We start from the raw sequence: 2,737 nt of genomic DNA, 5'->3' as shown, positions 1-2,737 counted from the left end.
TCACGGGCCGGCGGGGCGGGCGCCCGGGGAGTGGCCGGCCGGTCACGGACTAGGCTGGCCGGATGCAGGACGAGTACCGCACAGTCGCCCGCCCGGGCGTGCACGAGACCGAGATCAACCGCTCCCGCTTCCTGTGCGCCCTCGCCCCGGCCGCCACCGAGCAGGAGGCCCAGGACTTCATCGCCGCCGTGCGCAAGGAGCACGCCGACGCCACCCACAACTGCTGGGCCTACGTGATCGGCGCCGACGCCTCCGTGCAGAAGGCCAGCGACGACGGCGAACCGGGCGGCACCGCCGGCGTGCCCATGCTCCAGATGCTGCTGCGCCGCGACATGCGGTACGTCGTCGCCGTGGTCACCCGCTACTACGGCGGTGTCAAGCTCGGCGCGGGCGGGCTGATCCGTGCCTACGGCGGTTCGGTCGGCGAGGCCCTGGACGCCCTCGGCACGCTCACCCGGCGCCGCTTCCGGCTGGCCACGGTGACCGTCGACCACCAGCGCGCGGGCAAGGTCCAGAACGACCTGCGCGCCACCGGGCGCGAGGTGCGCGACGTCCGCTACGGCGAGGCCGTCACCATCGAGATCGGGCTGCCGGACGCCGACGTGGACGCCTTCCGGTCCTGGCTCGCCGATGTGACGGCGGGCACGGCCGGCTTCGAACTGGGCGGCGAAGCCTACGGAGACGCCTGACAATTGGGGTGAAACGGGCATAACGGGCCTGTGGGTGCCGGGTGATGACGACCGGTGCCGGAGCAACCGGCCGTGCTGTCGGACCCGGCCGTTAGTCTCGGGGCTCATGAGGATCCTGCACACGTCCGACTGGCACCTCGGCCGGGCCTTCCACCGGGTGAACCTGCTGGAGGCCCAGGCCGGGTTCATCGGTCATCTCGTCACCACCGTGCGTGAGCGCGAGGTGGACGCGGTGGTCGTGTCGGGCGACGTGTACGACCGCGCGGTGCCGCCGCTCGCCGCAGTGGAGCTGTTCGACACCGCCCTGCACCGGCTCGCGGACCTCGGCGTGCCCACGGTGATGATCTCCGGCAACCACGACTCGGCCCGCCGCCTCGGCGTCGGCGCCGGGCTCATCGACCGCGCCGGCATCCACCTGCGCACCGAGCCGTCCGCCGCCGGCACCCCCGTGGTCCTCCATGACGCCCACGGCGATGTCGCCTTCTACGGCCTGCCGTACCTCGAACCCGCCCTGGTCAAGGACGAGTTCGGCGTCGACAAGGCCGGCCACGAGGCCGTGCTCGGCGCCGCCATGGACCGTGTCCGCGCCGACCTCGCCACCCGCCCGCCGGGAACCCGTTCCGTCGTCCTCGCCCACGCCTTCGTCACCGGCGGCCAGGCCAGCGACAGCGAACGGGACATCACCGTCGGCGGGGTCGCCGCCGTACCCGCCGGCATCTTCGACGGCGCCGACTACGTGGCGCTCGGCCATCTGCACGGCTGCCAGACCATCACCGAACGCGTGCGCTACTCGGGCTCGCCGCTCGCCTACTCCTTCTCCGAGGCCGATCACCGCAAGAGCATGTGGCTGATCGACCTGGACGCGCACGGCTCGGTCACCGCCGAGCGCGTCGACTGCCCGGTGCCGCGCCCCCTCGCCCGTATCCGCGGCCGCCTCGACGACCTCCTCGCCGACCCGGACCTGGCCCGTCACGAGGACGCCTGGGTCGAGGCCACCCTCACCGACCCGCTCCGCCCCGCCGAGCCCATGGCCCGCCTCGCCGAACGCTTCCCGCACACCCTCAGCCTGGTCTTCGCCCCCGAACGGGCCCCCGACGACCCCCGGGTCTCGTACGCCCGGCGGCTCGCGGGCCGCAGCGACGAGCAGGTCGCCCAGGACTTCGTCGCCCATGTGCGCGGCGCCGGACCCGACGCCGCCGAGACCGCCGTACTGCGCGAGGCGTTCGACGCCGTGCGCGTCGGCCACACCGTGCGGGAGGTGGCCCGGTGAGGCTGCACCGGCTCGACATCACCGCCTTCGGACCCTTCGGCTCCACCCAGACCGTCGACTTCGACGCGCTGTCCGGCGCCGGGCTGTTCCTGCTGCACGGCCCGACCGGCGCGGGCAAGACCTCCGTCCTGGACGCCGTGTGCTACGCCCTCTACGGCTCGGTCCCCGGCGCCCGGCAGAGCGGCCAGGGCACGCACCTGCGCAGCGACCACGCCCCGCCCGGCACCCGTACCGAGGTCCGCCTCGAACTCGGCGTCGCCGGACGCCGGCTGGAGATCACCCGGCAGCCCCCGTGGGAGCGGCCCAAGCTGCGCGGCAAGGGCATGACGGTCGACAAGGCCCAGACCTGGCTGCGCGAGTACGACGCCCGGACCGGCTCCTGGAAGGACCTCAGCCGCTCCCACCAGGAGATCGGCGCCGAGGTGGAGCAGCTGCTCGGCATGAGCCGCGAGCAGTTCTGCCAGGTCGTCCTGCTGCCCCAAGGGGACTTCGCCCGTTTCCTGCGCGCCGACGCCGAGGCCCGGGGCAGGCTGCTCGGCCGGCTCTTCGACACCCAGCGCTTCGCCGACGTCGAGAAACGCCTCGCCGAACGCCGCCGCGCCACCGAGGCACGCGTACGCGAGGGCGACACGGCGCTGCTCGCCGACGCCCACCGCATGCAGCAGGAGGCCGGCGACGCCATGGAGCTGCCCGAGCCGGACCCCGGCGACCCCGGGCTGGCCGAGGCCGTCCTCGAAGCCGCCGCCGTCGCCCTTTCGACATTCACTACGTTAGCGGA

3 protein-coding genes are annotated in these 2,737 nt (G+C 73.7%); all 3 read left to right on the top strand.

Annotated elements, in window-relative coordinates:
* The first annotated feature begins 62 nt into the window (after positions 1 to 62).
* Positions 63 to 689 (top strand): YigZ family protein, encoded by a 627-nt coding sequence (locus H5J33_RS30150; RefSeq protein WP_181797957.1) that lies wholly within the window; start codon positions 63 to 65, stop codon positions 687 to 689.
* Positions 690 to 795: 106 nt separating this feature from the next.
* The gene (locus H5J33_RS30145) at positions 796 to 1,959 is read left to right on the top strand and encodes an exonuclease SbcCD subunit D (RefSeq protein ID WP_181797956.1); all 1,164 of its coding nucleotides are present in this window, start codon (positions 796 to 798) and stop codon (positions 1,957 to 1,959) included.
* Positions 1,956 to 2,737: AAA family ATPase (locus H5J33_RS30140; RefSeq protein ID WP_181797955.1), on the top strand; the 782-nt coding region annotated here is incomplete at its 3' end. The genes H5J33_RS30145 and H5J33_RS30140, both read left to right, overlap by 4 nt.

The organism is Streptomyces sp. WELS2 (assembly GCF_013870595.1).
Lineage (GTDB): Bacteria > Actinomycetota > Actinomycetes > Streptomycetales > Streptomycetaceae > Streptomyces.
This window is presented reverse-complemented; position numbering and strand designations above follow the sequence as displayed.

What these genes read in the sequence shown, in the direction of transcription:
- H5J33_RS30145 (WP_181797956.1), top strand. Translation starts at nt 796, where the DNA reads ATGAGGATCCTGCACACGTCCGACTGGCACCTCGGCCGGGCCTTCCAC.
- H5J33_RS30150 (WP_181797957.1), top strand. Translation starts at nt 63, where the DNA reads ATGCAGGACGAGTACCGCACAGTCGCCCGCCCGGGCGTGCACGAGACC.